This window comes from Roseobacter sp. EG26, assembly GCF_049830555.1.
GTDB lineage: Bacteria > Pseudomonadota > Alphaproteobacteria > Rhodobacterales > Rhodobacteraceae > Roseobacter.
On the sequence record NZ_JBNBLH010000001.1, the window covers coordinates 668026 to 686018 of the forward strand.

A 17993-nucleotide genomic window follows, 5' to 3' on the forward strand; every position below is an offset into this window, starting at 1 on the left:
CTACGAAATTCTTATGAGTGAGTTTGCTCTGAACTCAGTACCCTTGGAGTGGATACGCGGTTTTGAAGCAGCCGGTCGTTTGGGCAGTTTCACAGCCGCAGCCTCAGAGCTGAAGGTGACCCAGGCTGCGGTTAGCCAGCGCATCACCAACCTTGAAGGACGCATTGGTCGGCCGTTGTTCTTGCGCGGCGCGCGCGGCATCACGCTGACTGTGGATGGTGAGGCCTGGCTGCCCTATGTCTCGGCGGCCATGCGTAATCTCAACGAGAGCTTCGAAGAGATTTTTGGCAGCCAACGCGAGAAATTGACGATCTCGGCAAGCGCGTCGGTCATCGAACTATGGCTCGCGCCACGATTGCGCAACATACCCGGAGGCGACAGGGTGCAGATCGTTTTTTCCACGCGCGTTTTGCAACCGCAGCCACAGCAGCTCGATGCGATGATCCGGGTTGAATACGGGACCGGCGATTGGGCCGCGGGTCGCAAGGAAAAGCTTTTTGCAGAGCAGCTCAGCCCGGTTGCTGCGCCAAAACTGATTGCGCAAGCCCGTGATTGGCGCAGCCTGCCGCGCATCGCGGTGTCGGGTCCTCGCGCCGGATGGCAGGAATGGGCGCGGTTTTCGGGAGATCCGACAACACCGGTGCCAAGGATGCGGTTTGACAGTTTTGCAGCAGCGCTTGCGGCTGCGCTGGCGGGGAAGGGGGTTTTGTTGGCATCCCTGCCGCTTTGCACCGGGCCGCTGGGCGCTGGAGAGTTGGTGCGCTTGTCCAAGGCGCAGTTGGAGACGCCGGAGACCTATTGGATGATCGCAGATACTGACCAGATCACGCCTTCCGCCTGGCGTCGCATGCATGCGCAGTTCACAGGTGCACCTCCGCCAACCTGAACAGAGCGACGACCTGTGCCAAGGCTTGCAACCGCAAGCCGCCAAGGTGACGTTTGCTAATTCGACGTAGGATTGCCCCGCGCCAGCCCATCAACACCGGTACCGCGCAACACCGAGCAGTTGGGGTAGCCATAGCCCCAACGCCAACTCAAGCCGGAACAGGGGCCGCCGCCCGCGCGCACAGCGTAATACATGGCTTCGGCGATGCTGGTATAGGCCAGCCGCACGGTCTCGGGGCTGCCGTCTTCAAGCTCTTGCTGGGCCTTGACCGCACGTTTGCCCCGCGCCAGAACGCAGGCTTTCAATGCCTTGTCTGCGCGCAATCGGGCTTGGTAGCTCTTCACCGCATTTCGGGCACCGCCTGCGTTATGATAGCGACGATCATGGGTGACACAGCAAGCTTCCCACGGAGGTTTTGATCCGTAGGTATTTGCCAGTTCCGGGAACTGTCGGGAAGCTGCGCGCCAGATGTCCGACATGCCACCGCTGCAGCCATCGGTGGTAAAACCCGTCACTTTCGCCTCGATGCTTTGCGCCACCAGTGCCCTGTGCGCAGGCAGTTCGGTGAACCGGCCGAAGCCGGTCACTTCCTGAGCGTGAACCGGACCGGCGATCAAAAGGATCGCAATGGCAAAAAACGCTTTACGGCCGATCATTTGCCGCCTCGTCTTCATCGAAGGTCAACCCGAAACGGTCCGCGAACAGGATGAACAAGCGCTCGGATGTCGTCAGGTCGGATCTTGCCTCCATCACCTGCCTTGCCAGGGCCGGTTCATCGGTGATGATGCCGTCCACGCCCATCGACATCAGGGCGGACATGGTCAACGGCTCATTCACGGTCCAGACATACAGCTTCTTTCCCTGATTGCGGGCGCTGCGGACCAGATGCGGCCCGGCCATGGAGGTGCTGACGGCGATGAAATCCGCGTCCAGAGCAGCCAGATTTCCAAGCGCCGTCGCGGCCAGAACACCGGCAGACCACTCCGGGCGCAACGCCTTCATTTTTTGCACGGCGGGGTATTTGAGGGACATGGTTGCCACCTGATCCGACATGCCTGCCGCTTCGACAATGGCTGCGGTGCGGGCTTCCAGGTCTTCGTCATGGCCGTAGTACTTCAGCTCGATCAGCAGCTTTGATTTGTCGCGTGTAATCTCCAGCACCTCGGCAAGTGACGGGATGCGCTCGGACGCATAGGTCGGATCAAACCAGCTACCGATATCGAGATCGGCCAGATCCTTTGCAGTGGCCTCCCAGATTTTCAGATCAACCCCGGACAGTTTCATAAAATCGCTGTCGTGCATGACAACGACCTCACCCTCCGCCGTTTCCTGGACATCAATTTCTACCCAATCGGCCCCGTCCTCGACGGCTTTGCGGATCGAGGCGAGCGTGTTTTCAGGGCGCACACCCGCAGCCCCCCGATGGGCGATGATTTCTATGGTTTCCGCACTTTGCACGCGGTTGATGAGCACACCACCGCCCACGATCCCAAACAGCGCGAGGGCGATCGCGCCCAAGAGCATCCACCGCGGTCTCAAAAAACTGGCTGTGGCGGGTACATCGAGTGGTTTGACCGGGTGGTCATCGTCATGAAGCCTGTAGAGCAGTCGGGCCAAAGCACCCAATGCGATGGCGCTCAGGATCATACCACAGACCGTCCAGGCCGCAGCAAGGCACATGGCAAAGGTCAGTTTGGTGCGCAAGGCCGCGCCGAACCCATCTGCCGCATGACGGATCAGCCACCCGAAAACCAATGCCAGAACAAAGGCCAAGACGGTGCGGATGCCCAACCAGATCAACAGGCCGCGCAGAAGACGCCAGCGTTGACCCGCCATGGTCTCGGCACTCCGCGCAAAGCAGTCGCGTGGATGGATATTGTCAAAGAGCACCAGATGAAGCGCCACGGCCCAGAGCAGCAGGCGTTGCAACAGAATCACCAGCATCACGCCCATAAGCACTGCGATCATCGCCAACCCGCTCAAAAATTCCGGCGGTCGGGCGGTCAGATAATAGTTGATGTCGTAATCACCGAAGTAGCGCCCGGCGATAAACGCGGCCGCCAGCGCAAAAGGCGCCGTGATCAGCAAGATGCGCAAAACAAATCGGACGGCAAAATTGGCAAGTAGGTAGAACCGCTCGCCCAGCAGCATCATTGTTGCGTGCAAGGCTTCGAAGCTATTTTGGCTTTGGCTTTGGAATGAAACCGTCATCGCCGCGAGGCCGATGATCGACGCCAGCAGAATGATCGCCGAAATCCCGAGGAAGATGGGAAACCCCATGGGCGAAAAGAAGAAATGGGCGATGGCCTGATCTGTGAGGGCGGCCTGACCCGATATGGAGATTGCCAGGGTGACGATCAGGGTGGTCAGGGGCAGTATCACCGCAATGCTCAGCAGGCGTACAGCGATGAAAATGGGAACGACAATCCCGCGACGGGCCCAGGTGTCTTGATAGGCTTGCAGTACGGTCATGATGTCAGGGGCTGCCCGGTTTGATACGTGTCGTGGCTGGCAAGTTATGGATGCCGTCTGGACCGACCCTAAACGCTGCGCCGATCCGCGTCATGTGTTTTTCAGGGACCCGATGCGAAGAGGCTGCTTGCTCCCCCATAGATCAGACGAAGGGCGAGAACCGTCAGGATGATGCTCAATATCCGTTTGAAAACAACTTCATTGCTGCGCAGCAGTACAAGCCGCCCCGCCATAGCGCCCAGAAACCCGCAGAGGATGAGGAGGGTAATCAGCCCCGCCCATTGAGAAAAGGCAAATCCAAGCAGTCCGAAGGTGAAGGTTTTCAGCAGATGTTGAATGGTCATGAACGTGGCCTGAGTTGCGACATGGCTGACCCGGTTCAATTCCAGTGATTTTACATAGGCGGCCACGAAAGGCCCGGTCGCTCCAAAGAACATTGTCAGAAAGCTGGAGATAACACCGGTGATGCCAGCTGATTTGCGCATCAGCGCAGGGGGCTTGAAGAGAACGGACCAGAGAATAAAGAGACCAACGGCGATTTGCAGAACGCCCGCATCGAGTTGCACGACAAAGAGGCCCCCCAGCACGATCCCGATCAAGGATCCGACAACAAAGGGCATCATCACGGCGGTGTAGATTTCGCGCCGAAAGAGGAAACAGCGCCCGGCGTTGGACCCCACCTGCACCAATCCATGAACGGGTATGACGGCCGCCGCTGGTAGTAGGGAAGCCAGCATTGCCAGCATCAACACGCCCCCGCCGATCCCGAAGCCGGCGGTGATCAACGATGCGAGAAAGCTCATTCCCATCAAAGCTAGGGCGACGGGCCAACCGAGACCTGCGTTTAACACCTCCGCGATCATAGGGCGGTTCGCTGCGGGATGTGGGAGTATTTAGTCATGGCACCGGGCCTATCATTGGATGGGGCGTCGACCGGGGGCGAGGCCCCCGGAGCGGTTAAACAACAGCCACAGAGATGCTGCCCAGACCTTCGATGAAAACCTCCATGGTTTCTCCTTTAACGACAGGGCCGACGCCTGCGGGTGTGCCGGAGAGGATCACATCTCCTGCTGCGAGCTCGAAATATTGTGAGAGATAGGCAATCATTTCGGCGGTCTTCCAGATCATCTGGTTCAGATCACCTTCCTGGCGGGTTTCGCCATTCACGGTCAGGGTGATTGCCCCATGATCCAAATGCCCGGTTTGCGAAACGGGATGCACCTGACCAACGGGGGCGGATCGTTCGAACGCCTTGCCAATCTCCCAGGGACGCCCGGCTTTCTTCATTTCTGCCTGAAGATCACGGCGCGTCATATCCAAGGCGATCGCATACCCGAATACGTGGTCGAGCGCCGACTCTATGGGAATATTGGTGCCGCCGGATGCCAACATGACTGCGAGTTCAGCTTCGTGATGGACGTCGGCTGAGTGAGGCGGGTAAGGAAAAATGCCGCTTGTATCGAGGTTGTCAGGGTTTTTCTGAAAGAAAAACGGTGCTTCACGATCCGGGTCATGCCCCATTTCGATGGCATGTGCGGCATAATTTCGACCGATACAGTAAACTCTGCGCACCGGGAAAAGCGCCTCCGATCCGACCACGGGCAAAGCGACAACCGGTGGCGTTTCAATCACGAAATCTAGCATGTGTCTCCCCGAGGAACTGGCGTTTCGTCAGGACCATAGCGCTTTGCCATTCAACCGCAATGGGTCTGACTTTCCTCAGCGTTGGTGACGCGGTTTGGGGGGTGCAGTCCTTTTGCGAGGGCGGACAAATTGCGTTGCAGTCTGAAAGGCTGATACGCCAAGCTGCTTAAATTGCCTTCAAACAAGAGCTTGTGATCAATTAGTTGATTGACAGCACCGAGCACTTGAGAGTTCATGCCGCCATGCACGACAAATCCAAAACCGGTGCTGCCCGGCAGCTTCTGCCCCACCGGATCAAGCGTTTCGTGGCATCAGCATTCAGATGAACCAGATTGCGGGTTGCACCTGGCTCGGTTGCTGGAAAATTCAAGAGGGGAAGGGTCATGCGCAAGACGGTGCACTCATTGATTTCTGATCACGACAGGACCGGGTTGGCCATCGGGGCGCCGGATCGCGCCTGGATGACCTATGGTTGCCTGCGCGATCTGTCGTCGGAAGTGGCAACATCGCTCAACGGGATGGGGATTGCTAAGGCGGACCGTGTCGCCATCGTGCTGCCCAATGGCCCGGAGATGGCCGCCGCTTTTGTCGCCGTCGCTCAGGTTGCGACAACCGCGCCGTTGAACCCGGCCTACAGAGAAGAAGAGTATGAATTCTATCTCGGTGATCTAGGCGCAAAAGCCATCATCGTAACAGAGGAGTATTCCGGTGCGGCATTGGTTGTTGCACAGAAACTGGGCATGATCATCATCCGCTTGCGGGTACCTGTTGGCGCTCCGGCTGGATACTTCAATCTGAGCTCTGAAAGCGCTGGAATAGCAGAGAAAAAAGAAATCCAGCACGATGATGTGGCGTTGATCTTGCACACGTCTGGGACAACCTCGCGGCCCAAGATCGTGCCGTTGTTGCAAGCCAATGTTGCCGCCTCTGCGGATCATGTCCGGATGTCGCTTAACCTCGCGGCGACGGATCGCTGCCTGAATGTGATGCCCTTGTTCCATATTCATGGACTGATCGCGGCGGTATTGGCCTCGCTTGCGGCGGGCGCCTCGGTCTGGTGCGCACCGGGCTTCGATGCGTTGCGATTTTTCGGTTGGATGAAATCGGCGCAACCAACCTGGTATACCGCCGTGCCCACGATGCATCAGGCAATCCTTGCGCGCGCCGGTCGGAATGAAGACGTGATCAGGCAGACAAGCTTGCGGTTTCTGCGATCCTCGTCAGCCTCCTTGCCGGCACAGGTCATGCTGGCGCTCAATGAAACTTTCAATGCGCCGGTCATCGAAGGCTACGGCATGACAGAAGCCGCCCACCAGATGGCCTCCAACCCGCTGGACCCGGGCGCCCAAAAACCCGGGGCGGTTGGTGTTGAGGCGGGACCTATGGTGCGCATCGCTCATGAGGTGGAAAACCATTTAATCGACGGCACGGGTGAGGTGGTCATTTCCGGCCCCAATGTCACACCCGGTTACGAAGGCAACCCCGAAGCCAATGAAAAGAGCTTCTTTCAAGCTGAAGGACATCGGTGGTTTCGCACTGGCGACCAGGGGGCTTTTGACGAGGATGGATATCTCGTTTTGACCGGTCGCCTGAAGGAGATCATCAATCGGGGCGGTGAAAAGATCAGCCCGCTGGAAGTGGACGGTGTGTTGTTGGATCATCCTGCCATTGCACAGGTGGTCACCTTTGCATTGCCTCACCCGAAACTGGGGGAAGATGTCGCGGCAGCCGTCGTTCTGCACGAAGGACAGACAGCCAGCGAACAGGACATCCGCAATTTTGCGGCAAAACGTATCGCGGATTTCAAGGTTCCCCGAAAGGTGATTGTCATGGAGGAAATTCCAAAAGGGGCGACCGGCAAGATGCAACGTATCGGTCTTGCGGAAAAACTGGGATTGGTGGCGCAGGCGTAAGATGAAAATTTGTATTTTCGGTGCCGGTGCGATTGGCGGCTACATGGGGGTCAAACTGGCGCAGGTCGGTGCCGATGTCAGCCTGGTTGCACGTGGACCACATCTTGAAGCGATGAAAAGCAGAGGTCTGACCCTGCTCGAAGAGAATGGGGTCGAAAGCCGCGTTCAAGTCCAGGCAAGTGCGGATCCTGAGGATCTGGGGCCGCAGGATTACGTGATTGTCACGCTAAAAGCCCATTCAGTGCCGCCGGTAGTGCCAAAAATGCGGCCCCTGATCGGCGAAAACACAACGATTGTCAGCGGTGTGAACGGCGTACCGTGGTGGTATTTTCACAAGATCGGTGGACCTCTTGAGGGCACGCGCTTGCAGTCCGTTGATCCCGGTGATGCGCAGTGGAATGGGTTTGGCCCTGACCGCGTACTGGGCTGTGTGGTCTACCCCGCGGCAGAGGTGATTGAACCCGGCACTGTCCGGCACATCGAAGGCAACCGGTTTTCTCTGGGAGAGCCGGATGGCGCAAAATCTGACCGCGCCGTCGCACTGTCCAAGGCTCTGATGGCCGCCGGTCTGAAGGCGCCTGTACGGCCGCGATTGCGCGATGAAATCTGGGTGAAGCTCTGGGGCAACCTGTCGTTCAATCCGATTTCAGCGCTGACCCATGCGACCCTGGATGTATTGTGCACAGATACCGGCACGCGGAATGTTGCGCGCGGGATGATGGTTGAGGCGCAGACCATCGCCGAAAAGCTGGGTGTCAGGTTCCCGATCGACGTCGAGCGTCGCATCGATGGCGGTGCAGCGGTGGGTGCACATCGCACGTCGATGCTGCAGGATCTGGATGCAGACCGCCCAATGGAAATCGACGCGCTGGTCGGGTCCGTTCAGGAGCTGGGCCGCATCACACAGACACCGACGCCGACCATCGACACGGTTCTGGCGCTGGTACAACTTCGTGCCCGAACTGCCGGACTCTATTGATCTGCAAGTCGCGGAGGGAGGGATCTGCCTTGGCTGGTCAGCTTTTATCAGCCTCGGCTGGGTCGGCGGAGATTTCTCTGAGCAATCCGTCCAGAAACTTTTGAATGACCGCGTGCCGGTCCTTTGCGATGTGGGCACCGGTCTCTGTCTTGAAGGACCCGGCGAGATGCAGCAGCTTGGTGTGGAAGTGATCAATCGCATATGTGCTGTCGTTCAGCGCGCGCCTTGAGGCATCGGGGTCCGCAGGATCATAGATGGACCGGTTGAGCCGTCCCGAAACGTAAAAGCATCGCGCAATGCCAATGTGACCAATCGCGTCAAGGCGATCGGCATCCTGTAGAATTCTGGCCTCCACTGTGGTTGGAATGACATTGGCAGAAAAGCTATGTGCCTCGATGGCATGGGCGACGTTGTTGATAGCGTCCTGATCCCAGCCAAGACCGCTCAGCAATTGAGATGCCCTCTCGGCCGCCATGCGAGAGGCCGAAGATCGCAACGGCGCGTTTTTGGGAACCTCGACGCAATCGTGGAGCAGGGTCGCGGCCGTCAGAATGACCATGTCCCCGCCCTCATGGGCACTCAGGGCTCGAACATTTTGCCATACACGCAAGATATGCGACAGGTCGTGCGATCCGTCATCGGTTGCCTCAGAAACAAATGGCAACAATCGGCTGGCGATATTTTCGTGCGGGGCGAAACGTGACAGGAAATCCATCTCCATCGGCTACCAAATGCACCCCATGACGACAACAGGTACAAATTCGTCTAGTCCCGCGTGATGCACGGTCGTTTATGTCAGGGTTTCGAACCATCATGCCATGACCCGGTATTTTTCAGATTTGGTGCTGCCTCCTGCTCTGTCCAGCTGACCGGCAGGGCCGCGCGCAACCGGTGCATCTTACGCACCTTAAGGCGCCAAAAGCGCTCTGCGTCGTCAAAATCCGCTACTTCGCGAGCATCCCAGACAATGGAGGTTGTGCCACTGATCATCAGCAGATCACCATTGGTGTAGTCGATGAACAGAAGACCCGCGCGTGGGGTTTCGATCATATTTCCAAGCGTGTTGAAGAAATTGTTGCCGGAAAAATCCGGGATGGTGAGAGTGTCGCTCTCAACCTTCACGAAACCGGCGTTGCCCCCTCGGTGCGACATGTCCGCGCCATGGGCAACCGTCTCCGCCGTTTCGGAGAGATTGGCCGTCGCGACAAAGAAGGTTTCCGCACCTGTGATGAGCTTGCGGGCCTCTGCATCCAGGGCGGTCAGCGTCTCGTGCGGGCGTGCCGATGTCGGTTGCTGCACCTCGGAAACGTCACGGGTTTTGATATATTGTGGACAATTGCCAAAGGATTGGTCGACCATCAGATCGAATTCTCCCTCCGCAACACGGCTGACCCGGCCATTGACCCGGTTGCGACGCCGGTTGTTGAGACCCATACCTACAAACCCCATAGCACTGCCGACGCGAAGCGAAGCGGCCAGCGGATCCCCAGCAAAGGGACGCGCCTTGATCGTCAATTTGCGGGTATCCGGCGATCTGATGAACCCTTGCCCGCCATACAAGACCGATGCCCAGGGCCAGCCTGCCGCGTCTACATGACCGGCAAAGATCATCGGAAGGCTTTCGTAAAATGCGCGGTGCTGATCAGGCATGAAATCCCTTACACCGCGACGCCCAATCATCTCTACTCTTTCACGAACGCCAACTATTTCCTGTGCTGCGCGTTCGCCTTTGTGAAACGGTGACGTCGCTTCTTGCCAGCCGGTATTCTGGGTCATTGGGACACTCCCTGGAAGGGGGCACGCGGTGACAGATCGCCGCGCGTGGCGTTTTTCAGGCAACAAGGCCCGCGTTGGTTGCCGGCATCGGAACGAAACCGGGCAGTGCTTCGATGCGGGCCAACAGGGCGCGTACCTTGGGGTAGGGATCAAGAGAGACGTTTCCCTCAGGCGCATGCGCGGTGTAGCTGTAGATTGCGACGTCCGCGATGCTGGGACGGGTGCCGACCAGCCAGTCGCGGCCCTCAAGATGCTGTTCAAGACGCCCCAAAGCAATGCTCGCAATCGTCTGGCAGCGGTCGGCGTCCAAAGGTGCACCAAAGACGGTGATCAACCGCGCCGCGGCAGGACCATTGGCGATCTCACCGGCGGCGAGGGACAAGAACCGCTGCACCTGCGCTTCGTTCAGAGGATCACTGGGCAACCAGTCGGGAGCAAATTTGCGCGCCAGATAGACAAGGATCGCGTTGGAATCCGAAATGACGCTCTGGCCATCCTCGATCACCGGCACCTGCCCGGCGGGGTTCAGTGACAAGAAGGCTTCGGATTTCTGCGCGCCGTTTGCAAGATCAACATCGATCAACTCATGATCAATGCCGATCAGACTGGCAAATAATTCGACACGGTGGCTGTGACCGGATTTTGCAAAGCGATGAATGCGAATGGGAGAAGGCATTAAGCGGGTCCTCGTCATATCTGGTGGTCTGGTGAATTCCTGACCATGACAGGGATTTACGATATGTATTAAATAAATATAATGATCTAAAATATAGAAATTTTATGAACATAATGAGGATAATTATGCGAAGCTGCAAATCCGATGGATAAGATCGAAACGATGCGTGCCTTTGTGGCGGTGGCACGGGAAGGGTCTTTTACCGCCGCGGGAAAGAGACTGGGCGTCAGCACCAAGATTGTCAGCAAATATGTGGCGCAGTTGGAGAACCGGCTGGCGGTGCAGCTCTTTAACCGTACAACGCGAAGCGTGGCATTGACAGCCTCCGGTCGCGCATATCTGGAGCGATGCACCCCTTTGCTGGATCAGTTTGATGAGCTTGAAGCGCTTGTTCAGGATCACCAGACGGCGCTATCCGGTCCCATCCGGCTGACCGCGCCGACCGGATTTGGCAGCACCAAACTCATACCGCCCTTGCAGGAATTCATGGCGCGCCATCCGGATGTAACGCTCGATTTGCGCCTGACAGATACACGTGTGGCACTGGTCGAAGAGGGGCTCGATTTGGGTATTCGCATCGGTGCCTTGCCTGATTCAACGCTGGTGGCACGCAAGCTTTCGGACATGCCGCTCATTGTCTGTGCGGCACCGGAGTATCTGGCTTTGCATGGCAAACCGGATCACCCGGCAGCGCTTTCGACCCATAACTGCCTGATTAACGATGGCCGTGACGCACCGCAAAACTGGCCCTTTTCCAAGAACGGTACCAGCCATTCTGCGCATGTATCCGGCGCTTTTCACGCGAATGCCCCAGCCGCCATTGCCGGGATCGCCATCGCGGGCGGGGGCATCGCCATGAGCCCCTATTACGCCGTTGAAACCGCGCTGAACGAGGGGCGATTGGAACGGCTTTTTGAAGACTACAAGACCGCAGACATGGGACTTTACGCGCTCTACCCGCCAAACCGTCATCTGACCGCCAGAGTGCGGGCGCTGATCGATCACTTGGTCGATTGCTATGCCGGGCGGTGGTAATCGCGATTTCTGCTGCGACAGGTCGGCGCAGACGGACTTGCGCATTCCGGCAAATGCGCCATGTCTTGAGTGAGAGCAAATACAAAGGCGTCCTGGGATGCTGAAGATCGACCATCTGTCGAAACGTTATGTCACCGGTGCCGAACCGGTTGAGGTCTTGACCGATGTTTCATTCGAAATGGCTGCGGGTGAAACGCTTGCGCTGGAGGGTGAATCAGGCAGTGGCAAGAGCACACTTTTGCATCTGGTCGGGGGGCTTGATCAGGTAAGCGGTGGCCGCATCGTTGTGGATGGCACCGACATCACCGACCTGCCTGATCACAAGACGGCTCAATTACGGCGCGAGACCATCGGGCTGATCTTTCAGCAATTCAACCTGATCCCCAGCCTGACTGTCGCAAGTAATATCGCCTTTCATGCGCGGTTGTCGGGGCGGCATGACCCCGAGTGGTCGGCCTATCTCGCTGAAAAGATTGGCTTGCAGGAACATCTGGACAAATACCCGGAAGCCATATCCGGGGGTCAGCAGCAACGTGTCGCGATCGCGCGTTCCCTGGCGGCCCGTCCGCGATTGCTACTGGCGGATGAGCCCACCGGAAATCTGGATGAGGCTACAGCCGATCAGGTTCTGGGGCTCATGCTGGAAAGTGCGACAGAAGCAGGAACCGCCATCCTCATGGTGACCCATTCGACCCGTCAGGCGGCCCGGATGCAGCGCAGGTTGACCCTGTCGCGCGGTCGGGTTCAAGGCGTGCCCGCTCAGGCGGCGGTATCATGACACGACCGGGGCTGATGGCCTTGATGTCGCACTGGCGTCGGAATCCCTGGCAATTGGCGACATTGATTGCCGGGCTCGCATTGGCGACAGCTTTGTGGTGCGGTGTCCAGGCGATCAACGCCGAAGCCCGCGCCAGCTATGATCGCGCATCTGATATTTTGGCGTCTGGCGATCTGGAGCAGATGCGCAAACGCGATGGCACCACGATCAGCACAGACGAATATGTTTCCCTCAGGCGTATGGGCTGGCAGGTCAGTCCGGTGCTGGAGGGCAACTTCACTGCCGGTGGTCAGACTGTGCGGATGATTGGGATTGAGCCCATGACCATGCCGCGCCCCGTCGGTTTCGAGAGCACGGAAACCACAATCGAAGACGCATCGCGCTTGCGGGTGCATCCCGATGACCTCGCGATCTTTGCCAATATTGATGTAGAAGTTCAGGGGGATGCCGGTCGGTCCCGGGGAACGGCGCTTGGGGATATCTCGACCGTTCAGCAGGTTTTAGAAGCGCCCGACCAGATTACGCGTCTGATTGTCGATCCCGTTCAGCCCATCGGACTGCCGCCGCTTCCGGAACAATATGTCGTAGAAGGCAGAACCGGCCAAAATGACGTTGCACGGCTGACCCGGAGTTTTCATCTGAACCTCACGGCATTCGGCCTTTTGTCTTTTGCGGTTGGCCTCTTCATCGTTTACGGCGCGGTGGGCCTCGCGTTTGAACAGCGTCGGGGTGTTTTCAGGACCTTGCGCGCCATGGGCATGCCGCTGCGACATCTGATGATCCTTCTGGCATTGGAGCTTGGCGTGTTTGCGCTCGTCGCGGGCGGGTTGGGTGTGGCGCTGGGCTATTTCATTGCAGCGGCCTTGTTACCGGATGTGGCGGCAACACTGCGCGGTCTTTATGGCGCGGATATTTCCGGACAACTCCGGCTGCGCCCATCCTGGTGGCTCTCAGGTCTGGGAATGGCGTTTGCGGGCACCGGTGTGGCGGCTGTGGCCGCTTTGATCAAGCTTGCACGTATGCCCCTCTTGTCCTTCAACCACCCTCGCGCAATGAGCATGCATGCGCTGGCCTCCGGGCGCTGGCTGGCGGGCGTGGCGATGCTGCTTCTGGCGGCGGGCGTGGTCATGAGCATCTGGGGGCAAGGGTTGATCGCAGGGTTCTCATTGCTCGCTTGCCTGCTTCTGGGGGCTGCCTTTTGCCTGCCGTTGTTTCTGGCACTGGCGCTCGAAGGCGCCGGACGGCTTAGCAAAGGCGTTTTGGCGCAATGGTTCTGGGCCGACAGCAGGCAGCAGTTGCCGGGGCTTTCCATGGCCCTGATGGCACTGCTTCTGGCCATGGCCGCGAATATCGGCGTCTCGACGATGGTGTCGAGTTTCAGATTGACCTTTACCGGCTATCTCGATCAGCGCTTGTCTTCTGAGCTTTATCTCAGGTTGGCGACACCACAGGAGGCCAATGTCATTGTTGCTGATCTTGCGGCGCGAGGGGTCACCGTTTTGCCCATCATGTCGGTTGATGCCCGCATCGCCAGGCTTCCTGCCGAAATCTACGGCTTGCGGGATGATGCGACCTACCGTGAGAATTGGCCTGTCTTGCATTCTGTACCGGATGTCTGGGACAGGCTGGCGGCGGGCGAAGGGGCCCTGATCAACGAGCAACTGGCGCGGCGCAATGATTTGCATCCCGGGGATATGCTTGCAACAGGTGACCGGGTTCTGGGCGTCTACAGTGATTACGGCAACTCCGAGGGGCAGGTGATCATTGCCGAGGCCGCATTTTCGCAACGTTACCCGCAAAAACAGGCAACGCATTTCGGCCTGCGGACCGATGATCCGGTTGGCTTGGCGGCTGATTTGAGGGCTGAATATGATCTGACTGGCGAGGCGTTGATTGATCAGAAACAACTCAAGGCCTTTTCTCTGTCCGTATTCGAACGGACGTTTTCGGTGACTTCCGCGCTCAATCTCTTGACCCTCTCGGTCGCAGGTCTGGCGATCCTGATCAGCCTGCTGACGCTCGCGACACTTCGCCTGCCGCAACTTGCACCGGTTTGGGCCTTGGGGCTCACGCGCCGACATCTGGCTTTTCTTGAGGTGCTGCGCGCATTGTGTCTGGCACTTGTCACTGGGATATTTGCCATACCACTGGGCCTGGCACTAGCCTGGGTGCTTTTAGCGGTCGTCAATGTTGAGGCATTTGGCTGGCGGCTGCCGATGTTCCTGTTTCCGGCAGAATACCTCCAGCTTGGGGCGTTAACGCTTCTCGCGGCCTTGTTGGCGGCAGTCTGGCCCGCCATCCGATTGGCCCGAACGCCACCTGACAAACTGCTTAGGGTGTTTAGCAATGAACGTTAAGCCATTTATATCGTTGTGTTTCGTCAATATTTGGTTGGGTGCGGCGGCAATGGCGCAGGGCTTTGCCGGATTGGGCGGCGATGCCGAGGGATTTGCCTTACCACAGCGCGGGTATGTCTTTGATTTCCCCAACGATCATGGCTCGCACCCGGAATTTCGGATCGAATGGTGGTATCTGACCGCAAATCTCCGCGACGCCGACGGCGTGGCCTACGGGCTGCAATGGACCCTGTTTCGCAGCGCGCTGGAGCCCGTGGAAAGGCCCGGTTGGGACAGTCCGCAGCTTTGGCTGGCGCATGCGGCTGTTACGACGCCGACAGATCATCATGTTGCAGAACGGCGCGCCCGCGGGGGGATTGGGCAAGCAGGTGTAAAGGCCGCACCTTTTGAAGCCTGGATAGATGATTGGCATATGCGGGGGCCGACCCTCGACAAGCTGGCATTGCGCGCCAGCGGGACCGATTTTTCCTACCGGATGCAGCTTGAGGCCAAAGGTCCGCTGGTCCTGCATGGGGACGGTGGGTATTCTCAGAAATCGGCATCCGGACGCGCCAGCTATTACTATTCGCAGCCATTTTTCGATATAGCCGGGACCTTGACCCTACCGCAGGGGGATATTGCCGTCACCGGTCACGCCTGGATGGACAGGGAATGGGCATCACAGCCCCTGGGGGCGTCTCAGGTCAGCTGGGATTGGTTCTCCATGGCCTTTGACGGCGGGGACCGGTTGATGGGTTTCACCCTGCGTGACACGGAAGGCGGCGAGTATACGGCCGCGACCTGGATTGATACGGAAGGGGGCGCCACAGCGTTTGCCGATGGTGCCTTCAGGGCGGAGCCCTTGGCGACCAGCACGGTCGCAGGGCGGCAAATCCCGACCCTTTGGCGGGCGCAGCTGCCGGAAAAAGGCGTGGATGTCACGGTCGAAGCGCTGAACCCTGATGCCTGGATGGCCACGTCGATCCCTTATTGGGAAGGCCCCGTCACCATCCGTGGCAGTCACGCTGGGCGCGGCTATCTGGAAATGACCGGTCACTAACCCTTCAGGTGACGCGAGGTTCTTGTGAGCCGGTGCCTGGGCGGGGTTTTCGCCTCAGGCCCGGCAAGTTAGTCTGAGGCAACCTATGCATGGGAGGAGCCCGATGTCTCAGATTGGCACGCTGACCCGCCGTGGATTGATCATGGGCGCGGTGGCCGTTGCAGGCGGCGTCGCCTTTGGCACCTACCGCGTGATGCGCCCGCATGCGAACCCCCTGACGGCGGGGCTGGGCCCGGGTGACGCCAGTTTCAACTCGTTTGTGCGGGTCACCTCGCGTGGCGTGACCCTGATCCTCCCGCATGTGGATCTGGGGCAGGGGGCGTCATCCCTGCAAGCCATGCTCATTGCCGAAGAGCTTGATCTTGAACCCGGCCAATATGATATCGAACAGGCGCAACCGGATCCTGCGTATTACAATACCGCCATGGCTGATGAGGCGGTTCCGTTTATGTCGACCGACACAAGCTGGGGTGCTGAAACCATACGCGACGCCATGGGTGTGCTGATCAAACTCGCAGGCGTGCAGGTGACAGGGGGCTCCACAACCGTGCCCGACAGCTTCGACAAGCTGCGCATGGCAGGCGCGATTGCCCGCGAGACCCTCAAGGCCGCTGCGGCGACGCAAACCGGTTTTGCCGCAACAGAGCTGAAAACGGCGCGCGGCGTGGTCATTCTGCCGGATGGCGGGGAAATCCCATATTCCGCTTTGGCGTCGGATGCTGCGCAAATACAACCTGTCACGGAGGTGACCCTGCGGCCCCCTGAAGCATGGCGGTTCATCGGGAAACCAATGCAAAGGACCGACATCCTCGCAAAATCGACGGGTGGGCTGCGCTACGGCATTGATTTGCAGGTCGAAGGGATGGTGTTGGCATCCGTGAAATGCAACCCCAACAAGGGCGGAGGGCTGGCGGGTTTTGACGCCAGTGCCGCCGAAACCATGCGCGGGGTGCAGCGCATTCTTCCCGTGAAAGGTGGCGTTGCCGTCGTTGCAGAGAACACCTGGTACGCCATGCAGGCGCTTGATGCCATTGAGTACGAGTGGCAGCCAGCCCCATATCCTGCGGAGCAGGAAGATCACTGGGCCGCTGTGGAGGGGGCTTTTTCGCCCGAGTATCTTGATAAGATCTGGCGCAAAGAGGGTGACGTCGATGCGGTCATCGGCACCGAACCGGATGTGGCGGTTGAATATAGAGCCCCCTATGTCGCGCATCAGCCGCTGGAGCCCCTGAATGCGATTGTCCGCGTCACAGACCAGCGCGCCGATGTCTGGGCCTCTCATCAAATGCCGCGTTTTGTGCAGAAGCGCGTTGCCGACCAAACGGGGCTCAGCCCGGATCAGGTTTTCTTTCATAACCAATTTGCAGGCGGCAGTTTCGGTCATCGACTTGAATTCGATAGCATAGACCGCGCAACCGAAATCGCCCTGCATATCAAAGGCACGCCAGTCAAGCTGACCTTCAGCCGCGAAGAGGATTTCGCACAGGACTATCCGCGTCAGATTGGAATGGCCCGTGCCCGGGGCAAGGTTCACAATGGTCAGGTTGCGGCCCTCGATCTGGAAATTGCGACGCCCTCTGCCGTACGTAGTCAAATGGGCCGCGTCGGAATGCCGGTGCCGGGCCCCGACACGCAAATCGCGGCCGGCGCATGGAATGCCCCCTATGAAATTCCAAATTTTCGGGTTGCGGCCTTCGCGGCACCGGAACTTGCGCCGACAAGCTCCTGGCGATCGGTGGGGGCGTCTACGGCGGGGTTTTTCGCAGAATCGGCCTTTGATGAATTGATTGTGGCAGCAGGGGCCGATCCGATTGCCGAACGCTTGCGGCTGGTCACTGATCCCGTGGCACGGGCCGTGATCGAGGCCGTGGCGGAGATGTCAGACTGGGGAAGGCCAGTCCCTGAAGGCAGCGGTCGGGGCGTTGCCTTTGTGAATTCCTTTGGTGTGCCGGTGGCCGAGGTCATTGATGTCACGCAGACCCCGGAGGGAATCCGAATAAACGAGGTTTTTGTGGCTGCCGATGTCGGGCGTGTGGTGGACCCGGTGAATTTCGAAAACCAGGTTCAGGGGGGCGTGGTCTGGGCTTTGGGCCATGCCATTAATTCTGAGATCACTTTCTCTGAGGGCCGGGTGACACAGGCCAATTATTATGACGCAGAAGGCATGCGATTTCATCAGACCCCGGACATCAAGGTGGTGGGGTTGGAAAATGCGACAAAAATCCGGGGCATCGGCGAACCACCGGTGCCGCCTGCCGCACCGGCGCTCGCCAATGCGATCTTTGCTGCAACGGGCGTGCGTTTGCGTGAAATGCCGTTTTACAGACACATCGACTTCGTTTGAAACCCTGTTGCAGCGCTGCCGTTTGATGGTATCTCAAAACCGACAAACCGATCAGTGCGCCTGGCCGGTGCCATAGCAGGGGAGGGGCGGTCTC

16 protein-coding genes are annotated in these 17993 nt (G+C 58.6%); 8 read left to right on the forward strand and 8 right to left on the reverse strand.

Annotation, left to right across the window (positions count from 1 at the left end; translation table 11 throughout):
* The first annotated feature begins 13 nt into the window (after window positions 1–13).
* The gene (locus tag ACOTTU_RS03340; RefSeq protein ID WP_425656067.1) at window positions 14–886 is read left to right on the forward strand and encodes a LysR family transcriptional regulator; all 873 of its coding nucleotides are present in this window, start codon (window positions 14–16) and stop codon (window positions 884–886) included.
* Between the two features lie 56 nt (window positions 887–942).
* On the opposite strand, the gene ACOTTU_RS03345 is transcribed toward ACOTTU_RS03340, so the two are convergent.
* From ACOTTU_RS03345 to ACOTTU_RS03365, 5 genes are all read right to left on the reverse strand, one after another.
* Window positions 943–1542 carry a hypothetical protein gene (locus ACOTTU_RS03345; protein WP_425656068.1) on the reverse strand — a complete coding sequence of 200 codons (600 nt, stop codon included), beginning with the start codon at window positions 1540–1542 and terminating at the stop codon, window positions 943–945.
* Window positions 1529–3358 carry a glycerophosphodiester phosphodiesterase family protein gene (locus ACOTTU_RS03350; RefSeq protein ID WP_425656069.1) on the reverse strand — a complete coding sequence of 610 codons (1830 nt, stop codon included), beginning with the start codon at window positions 3356–3358 and terminating at the stop codon, window positions 1529–1531. The genes ACOTTU_RS03345 and ACOTTU_RS03350 overlap by 14 nt, the downstream gene beginning before the upstream one ends.
* A 101-nt stretch (window positions 3359–3459) precedes the next feature.
* A complete protein-coding gene (locus ACOTTU_RS03355; RefSeq protein ID WP_425656070.1) occupies window positions 3460–4161 on the reverse strand; it encodes a sulfite exporter TauE/SafE family protein in 702 nt (233 codons plus the stop codon).
* 154 nt (window positions 4162–4315) lie between these two features.
* Window positions 4316–5002, reverse strand: coding sequence for a fumarylacetoacetate hydrolase family protein (locus tag ACOTTU_RS03360; protein WP_425656071.1), 687 nt, complete (start codon window positions 5000–5002; stop codon window positions 4316–4318).
* Window positions 5003–5052: 50 nt separating this feature from the next.
* Window positions 5053–5292: a hypothetical protein gene (locus ACOTTU_RS03365; protein WP_425656072.1), complete on the reverse strand. Its 240-nt coding sequence runs from the start codon at window positions 5290–5292 to the stop codon at window positions 5053–5055.
* Between the two features lie 93 nt (window positions 5293–5385).
* On the opposite strand from ACOTTU_RS03365, the gene ACOTTU_RS03370 reads away from it, so the two are divergent.
* Together ACOTTU_RS03370 and ACOTTU_RS03375 are read left to right on the forward strand one after the other, a co-directional pair.
* Window positions 5386–6915: an acyl--CoA ligase gene (locus ACOTTU_RS03370; RefSeq protein WP_425656073.1), complete on the forward strand. Its 1530-nt coding sequence runs from the start codon at window positions 5386–5388 to the stop codon at window positions 6913–6915.
* Window position 6916: 1 nt separating this feature from the next.
* A complete protein-coding gene (locus ACOTTU_RS03375) occupies window positions 6917–7894 on the forward strand; it encodes a 2-dehydropantoate 2-reductase (RefSeq protein ID WP_425656074.1) in 978 nt (325 codons plus the stop codon).
* A 37-nt stretch (window positions 7895–7931) separates the two neighbouring features.
* Here the strand turns inward: ACOTTU_RS03375 and ACOTTU_RS03380 are convergent, their stop codons facing one another.
* From ACOTTU_RS03380 to ACOTTU_RS03390, 3 genes are all read right to left on the reverse strand, one after another.
* A complete protein-coding gene (locus tag ACOTTU_RS03380; protein WP_425656075.1) occupies window positions 7932–8558 on the reverse strand; it encodes an HD domain-containing protein in 627 nt (208 codons plus the stop codon).
* Window positions 8559–8689: 131 nt separating this feature from the next.
* Window positions 8690–9670 (reverse strand): pyridoxamine 5'-phosphate oxidase family protein, encoded by a 981-nt coding sequence (locus ACOTTU_RS03385; protein ID WP_425656076.1) that lies wholly within the window; start codon window positions 9668–9670, stop codon window positions 8690–8692.
* Between the two features lie 55 nt (window positions 9671–9725).
* Window positions 9726–10346 carry a glutathione S-transferase family protein gene (locus ACOTTU_RS03390; protein ID WP_425656077.1) on the reverse strand — a complete coding sequence of 207 codons (621 nt, stop codon included), beginning with the start codon at window positions 10344–10346 and terminating at the stop codon, window positions 9726–9728.
* A gap of 144 nt (window positions 10347–10490) precedes the next feature.
* On the opposite strand from ACOTTU_RS03390, the gene ACOTTU_RS03395 reads away from it, so the two are divergent.
* The 5 genes from ACOTTU_RS03395 to ACOTTU_RS03415 all read left to right on the forward strand — a co-directional run bounded on the left by ACOTTU_RS03395 (window position 10491) and on the right by ACOTTU_RS03415 (window position 17899).
* Window positions 10491–11381, forward strand: coding sequence for a LysR family transcriptional regulator (locus ACOTTU_RS03395; protein ID WP_425656078.1), 891 nt, complete (start codon window positions 10491–10493; stop codon window positions 11379–11381).
* A 97-nt stretch (window positions 11382–11478) separates the two neighbouring features.
* Window positions 11479–12159 carry an ABC transporter ATP-binding protein gene (locus tag ACOTTU_RS03400; RefSeq protein ID WP_425656079.1) on the forward strand — a complete coding sequence of 227 codons (681 nt, stop codon included), beginning with the start codon at window positions 11479–11481 and terminating at the stop codon, window positions 12157–12159.
* On the forward strand, window positions 12156–14516 hold the full coding sequence (locus ACOTTU_RS03405) for an FtsX-like permease family protein (RefSeq protein ID WP_425656080.1): 2361 nt from the start codon (window positions 12156–12158) through the stop codon (window positions 14514–14516). The genes ACOTTU_RS03400 and ACOTTU_RS03405 overlap by 4 nt, the downstream gene beginning before the upstream one ends.
* On the forward strand, window positions 14506–15555 hold the full coding sequence (locus ACOTTU_RS03410) for a lipocalin-like domain-containing protein (protein ID WP_425656081.1): 1050 nt from the start codon (window positions 14506–14508) through the stop codon (window positions 15553–15555). The genes ACOTTU_RS03405 and ACOTTU_RS03410 overlap by 11 nt, the downstream gene beginning before the upstream one ends.
* A gap of 103 nt (window positions 15556–15658) precedes the next feature.
* On the forward strand, window positions 15659–17899 hold the full coding sequence (locus ACOTTU_RS03415) for a molybdopterin cofactor-binding domain-containing protein (protein ID WP_425656082.1): 2241 nt from the start codon (window positions 15659–15661) through the stop codon (window positions 17897–17899).
* Window positions 17900–17993 lie beyond the last annotated feature (94 nt).